Origin of the sequence: Wolbachia endosymbiont (group B) of Philonthus cognatus (assembly GCF_947179345.1) — a bacterium.
Lineage (GTDB): Bacteria > Pseudomonadota > Alphaproteobacteria > Rickettsiales > Anaplasmataceae > Wolbachia.
Genome location: NZ_CAMXBG010000001.1, coordinates 385,496 through 392,056 on the forward strand (window position 1 = coordinate 385,496; position 6,561 = coordinate 392,056).

A 6,561-nucleotide genomic window follows, 5' to 3' on the forward strand; every position below is an offset into this window, starting at 1 on the left:
ACACCTATTCCCAAATAGCTCTATGCAGATGCTAGCATAATACTATATTGGTATAATATTGTTTGACAAGAAGTTTGCAAACAATTAGTGCAGAAAATTACTTAGTATCTTTCTTATAGCAGATACAGTAGTATTAATATCTTCATAGCTTATATCTCTATGTGTTATAGCTCTGATTTTACCTTTGATGTTAGCCATTCTAATTCCATAATTTGTCATTAGTACGTTTATTAATTCTTGAGTAGATATACAATTAGTACGTAATGAAAAATACGCTATATTAGTTTTATACAGGTCGATATCAATTATAACTTGATCTATGGAGTCTAGGCCTTCTATAAGGTGCTGCATTTTTTTATGATCTTCTTCTAAAGAATTTACATTATTACGTAGAGCATATAAACATGCAGCTGAAATAATGCCAGCTTGGTGCATACCTCCGCCAATTTGAAACTTATAGTACCAAGCTTTTTCAATAAACTCTTCACTTCCAAGCAATATTGCGCCCATTGGAGCACCTAATCCTTTACTAAAATCAATGAATACCGAATCAAAATAACTTGCATACTCCTTTGGAGATATTTTAGTATGAGCACAAGCGTTGAACAGTCTTGCTCCATCTAAATGAGTGAATACGTCATTCTCTTTGCAGAGACTTGAGATCTCTTGAATATATTCTAAAGGCCACACAGCTCCACCACCAAAATTTGTCGTTTGTTCGATAGAAACAAGCCCAACTCTCGGAATATTTCTTAAACTAGGACGAGTAATAAACTCAACAATTTGTTCTCCAGTAAATATTCCTCTCGTACCTTTGATGGGCAAAGGAGTGGCATGTGCTTGGGCTGCGATCAAGCCAGATTGTACTATGAGCGGATGTGAAGTTTCATCAAGCAGCAAGTAATCACCAGGTCTTTGAATGTGTACTTTATAAGCAATTACATTGGACATCGTTCCTGAAATCAAAAAGATTCCTGCAGGTTTACCTAATATTTTACATGCGGTTGCCACTAATTCGTTCACAGTTGGATCTTCACATGCAGCTTCGTTTCCAACTTTTGCTTTAGCCATCGCTTCCCTCATTTTAGCTGAAGGGTCAGTGTTTGAATCGCTAAAGAAATCTATTTTTACTCTCATATTAAATTTAACACAACCTCCTTTATAATTTCAGCAGCTTTCATGATGTCTGTTTCCTTTGTGCCAAGATGGGTAACTGCTCTTATATGAGACTCGAGCCAAGGAAAAAGCAATAAACCATAAGCTTGGCACTTACTCAAGAAAACCTCATTAGTTACATTTAGTGCTTTTATACTAAAGCTTACTATATTAGTTTCTGGATAAGGTAGTACCAGTTTTATGTGTGGAATTTCCTTAATCTTGTCTGCAAACAGTTTGGCGAGTTTATTGTCTTCTTTAAGCCTAGAAATATTGTTCTGTAGTACATACTTTGCTGCATTAGCACAATACCCTATCTGATGATAACCACTACCTAGCCAAACCTGTAGCTTTTTAGCCCTTTCAATTATCTCTCTTTTACCCATAAGCATTGAACCAAAAGGAGCTCCAAGTCCTTTGGTAAAAGAAAAGCTCATTGTATCCACATATTTAGCATAATCTGCTAAAGCAATATTTGTTTCGACATGAGCATTAAATATTCTTGCACCGTCTAAATGAAGATTTACATTGTGAGCTTTTAAAAAGTGATATAACTCGACTTGTTTTTCAAAAGGATAAATTTTACCATTAAACCCGTTTATACTATTTTCTATAGAAACAAGACTCACCTGAGCAAAAATTTTGTACCTTGGCTTAGAATTAATAGCATATTCTACTTCAGCAACATCTAAGATTCCGCTATTATTTCTAATACAATTAAATACGATATTATTTACTTTTGCATTGCCTGCGCTATCGAAAAAATTAACGTGATAATTATAATGAGTTATTAGTTCATCACCAGGACTTGTTTGACTGGCAATGGCTAATCTATTTGCAAGCATACCGCTGGTTGCAAATAATGCTTCTTCTACTTTGAATAATTGTTTGCAATATTCTGATAAGTCATTACAGCTTTTGTCTTCACCATAAGCAAAATCTCCAACAGTTGCATTACTTATTGCATGTATAACGTTGGAGCTCTGCAGAGTTGTAGTGTCACTTCTCAGATCAATAATTTTTTCCATCTTATTTTTTGCCATTCAAACAACCAATTTGAGCATTCCAAAGTTCCTTGTAAAGACCTTGCTTAGAAACTAATTCAGCGTGTTTACCATCTTGGACAATTTTCCCTTTGTTAAATACTAGAATTCGGTCCATGTGTAAAAGTGTAGAAATACGGTGTGCTATAGTAATCGTAGTTTTATTTTTCATCAATTTGAATAAACTCATTTGAATTGTTTTTTCTGTTATAGAATCTAACTGACTAGTTGGTTCATCGAGAAATAATATTGGAGCGTTTTTTAAAAATGCCCTTGCTATTATTATTCTTTGTCTTTCTCCTCCAGATAGCTTGATGCCTTTTTCTCCGACTGTAGTTCCATATTGATCTGGTAGAGTCATAATGAAATCGTGAATACCAGCCAGCTTTGCAGCTCTCATTATTTCTTCGATAGTAGATTGAAGTCTACCATATATGATGTTTGCTAAAATAGTATCATGAAATAACAATGGGTCTTGAGGTATTACAGATATTTGTTGCCTCAAAGAACTCTGTGTAACTTCTGATACTATTTGATTATCAATCTGTATATTACCTTTTTTAACATCAAATAGCCTTAGGATTAAGTTTATAAAAGTAGATTTACCACCTCCAGAATAACCAACTAGACCTACCTTTTCGCAAGGATTAATGGTAACTGAAAAATCTTGAAATAATGGCTCCTGGCCTTCATAAGAAAAAGAAACATTATTAAACGTTATTCTTCCACTTAATAAATTTAATTCTTTAGCATTTTCCTTATCTTGAATTTCTGGTACAGTAGTCAAGATTGGCAATGCATCTGAAACTTTGCCGAAATGAGTAGAAAATTGGGTAAGATTCCTAGTTAGATGGTTAAGAAACTCTATAATCGATATATTAATTCCAAGTACAAGAGCAATATCTCCTATTGCGATCTTGTTCAATTGATAATCATGAATTAAAAAATACAAGTTTACTGCTTGGAGTATATCGAATGAATAGCCATATATAAACCAAAGACAAAAGTATGCCCATTGTAATTTTCTCTCTGCAATAGTTCTTTTCTTGCATATTTGAAAAAATTTGTGTCTCTCATGTGCTTGCTGAGAAAATAACCTTACTGATATAACATTTAAAATACTATCTGCTATACTAGCTATTACTTTTGAATTTTGTTTAGAGTAATTATCAGCTAGTTCAGTAAGTACACGAAAGCTGAAAATCGAGACTAAAATAAAAATGCTTACCCAAGTGAATGTAGCGATTGCAAACTTTATGTTTACTAATGATAAGGTATAAATAGCTAAGACTAATGCTATACTGTAACCGAAAAAACAATCTATAAGCAATCTTATTAACTCTATCACACTATCCATTAAGCTACTGACCTTATGTACTAAGCTTCCAGATAAATTGTTCTGATAATAGGAATGGTCTTGTTGGAGTAGCCTACAAAAAGATATATCAGCTATTTTTTGACGCATTAAGGTAAACATTCGAATGTCAACAAAATAGCCATAGAATCTAAAAGCAGTAGTGATAAGTAATGCCATGCCAAGATAAGCGCTTACAGGTAATAAAAGATTTTCAATTACATTACCTTCCTGATATTTTACAGCTGTATCTAGAATATTTTTTACTAAATACTTTCTAAAAGACAAATCAACAGCTACCACCAGGGCAACTAAAGACATTATAAGTACATTAAGTTTGAATTTAGATACTATATTCAAGATGAACATCAATACACATTTGAAGCTATCAACTCTACTTCTGTTCATTTATAATGCTAGCTCCACTACGTTGACTTTTTTATTGAGAAATACAAGTAGTGAAAACCATAAATTTTTGTATATTTTTCCTGAGATGTCTCCAGCATCATGTAGTGCTGATGCTCGATTCAGAATAAGTAGCTTATATAAATCTCGCTTAGCCTCAGTAGTGTCGATCTCAGAAATATTTGTAGTTGTGTCTGTAATAAAGGCTAACCAGCTCTTGATAAGTTCTTCCATGTTTTTTGCTTTTACACTTTCCTGGTAGCCAAACAATGACAAGCATTCTCTCAGTACAGATTCTGTTAACTCACCACAATTGAGTATACCAAAAACTGAAGGCTGAGGTTTTGGCACATAGGGAAGATCTTGATCTTTTATAATCCACCTTGTTACATAAGCAAATCTATCTTTAGCATCTGTATTCTTATCACTACCATGCCATAACCGTGAATCAAAAACTATTGCATCTCCTGCTGAAATAGGTAATGACTTAATTTTGTAATTTTCCCGATTATTTGAGTACTGATCAAAAAAATATGGGTACCAAAAATCAACTAAAGGCTGTATTTCCCATTTATGACTGTTTTCTATAATTTGCAGTGCACCTGAAGTTTCACTTACATTATTCAAAGCTAACCAAACAGAAAAGTGGTAAGGATCATTGAAACTATAGGAGATGTCTTGATGGAAGGGAACTGCATCTATTAAATCAGCAGTTTTACATATAACATTTGATTTTTTCTGCAGTATCTGACACTGAAGTGACTTTTCAAGGTAATTTTTAATAATTTTATCTAATGCTTGAGAGATAATTCTAGTTACTCGAGATGACGTGCCCCATCTACCGGTACAGTTTAAGTAGTCAGAAGTTGAAACACTTAGTTCTTGGGATAGCTCTGATATCTTATTTGTTATATCACTTAAAGACTGAGTTATTAGCTTTAAAGGAACCAGATTTTTGATAATAAAAAAACCATTTTTTTGTAGTATTTCCATATGATTAACACCTGACATCAATGACTGATAAGTAATCTGTTAAAGGTACAACAGAAGAAATTTTGAATCCTTTTACTTGTTTGAGTATTTTTTCCCAATCGCTTAATGTTCTTAGTTTACCTCCTGTTTCAACCATTACATTAATATCTACAGAGCCTCCAGTTGGAGAGCGGTAATCTAAAATAGTTTCTATCAATAAAATACGAGATATTCCTTTGACCAATTTTAAATAAGATAATACTTTATCATCATCATAGTGCTGTAAAAAGCGGCAAAAGACACCTAATTCATAATTTGTAACTGATAGTTCTTCCTGAGTTATAAGTTTGACTTTTAAATTTTCTACTAACTGTCTTGGTACTTTATGTTCGTTATATAGGCCTATAGAACCTTTATTGTGTATATCAGAATAAGCAAGAAATAAAGAGTGTACACCAAATAGCAATATATTCTTAGCACCATCTATATTAATCCTAGAATTAAACTCTTTAGTATCAAATCTAGAATATCCTAGCAATGCTTGGTAAAACGCTATTTTCTTATCTTCTGATGCTTCTCTTTCCTTAAAAGATTCAAATGAAGAGATTGACTTCTGTTTTAGTATATCGGCAATCTTTAACCAATTCTTTTCAGCGGCAACTCTTGCCCACATCGTTGCTGCTTTTGGCAAAAATGGTATTTCCTTAAAACACTTACCTTTTGATGATAGTTGCCATAAGTCCTTGTCCTTATCGTAATCAATAAACCCTATTTCCCACAACGCCCTTAACAGCCTTTCTAGATTTGGTACGATAATGTTTAACTTTTTAGATAAAACTGGCATAGTTGCAGGTAAAATATTTAACAAATCAAGTTCAATAGCAACGCTTGTTAGGTAAGTTTTCCAAAAGGCTGAAAGTTCTGCAGAAATCCTATGCACTTGAGATTCTTTACCTAAATCAAAAATACTAAACTTTACATTTCCGGTAATATTGATTTGTCCTAACACACCTTCAAAAGTTTCAACCTTTGCCATGCCATTATAGAATGCTTCTACCATTTTAAATCTCTGCTGGTAAACAGGATCACCATTAATATCTATATGAAACCAACCATGTTGATCTTCTGCAATAGAATACCCTTTATGAAAAACATTAAGTTTTTTATACCATTTATTATGTACTAACTTTCCATGATGATTAATATGTGTAGCTTTGCCATCCTTATAGACTACAGCGATACCATCCTTAAAATCTCCAACATAATCATATTCCTCCTGATAAATCCTGTTGCCATTTAAATTAATATGAAAACATTTATCATGTCTTCTAACTACACAAGCATCTTCCTGATAATTTCCAATCCATTGATACGACTGTTTGTATACTCTACATCCAGATGAATCAATATGGTAACACCCTGTATCATCTTCTACGGCTGCTCTATTGAAGTAGAATCCAAAAGTTTTTAGAAATCTATGATGATAAACTGCTTCTCCTCTCACATTGATATGATAAGCACCTGTCTGATCATGAACCGGTGCAAGACCGGGCTCATGAAATTTACCAACCTTTATAAACCTATTTTCATACAAAGGATTTCCTAGTAATTCGTGAAAACTCTCACACGGTG

At 33.1% G+C, this 6,561-nt stretch carries 5 protein-coding genes; all 5 read right to left on the bottom strand.

Annotated features, from left to right (window positions below; all coding sequences use genetic code 11):
- Positions 1-84: 84 nt before the first annotated feature.
- Complete coding sequence (locus ONG78_RS01840; protein WP_264377389.1) at positions 85-1,137, bottom strand: threonine aldolase family protein; 1,053 nt, start codon at positions 1,135-1,137, stop codon at positions 85-87.
- Complete coding sequence (locus ONG78_RS01845; protein ID WP_006280069.1) at positions 1,134-2,183, bottom strand: threonine aldolase family protein; 1,050 nt, start codon at positions 2,181-2,183, stop codon at positions 1,134-1,136. Before ONG78_RS01845 ends, ONG78_RS01840 begins: the two co-directional genes overlap by 4 nt.
- Before the next feature lies 1 nt (position 2,184).
- The gene (locus ONG78_RS01850; protein WP_108784045.1) at positions 2,185-3,960 is read right to left on the bottom strand and encodes an ABC transporter ATP-binding protein; all 1,776 of its coding nucleotides are present in this window, start codon (positions 3,958-3,960) and stop codon (positions 2,185-2,187) included.
- Entirely contained in the window at positions 3,961-4,950 is a 990-nt protein-coding gene (locus ONG78_RS01855; protein ID WP_214303434.1) for a phytanoyl-CoA dioxygenase family protein, read from the bottom strand.
- 4 nt (positions 4,951-4,954) lie between these two features.
- Positions 4,955-6,561, bottom strand: a 1,607-nt coding sequence (locus ONG78_RS01860) for a WG repeat-containing protein (protein WP_264377545.1), incomplete at its 5' end; no start/stop codon positions are given.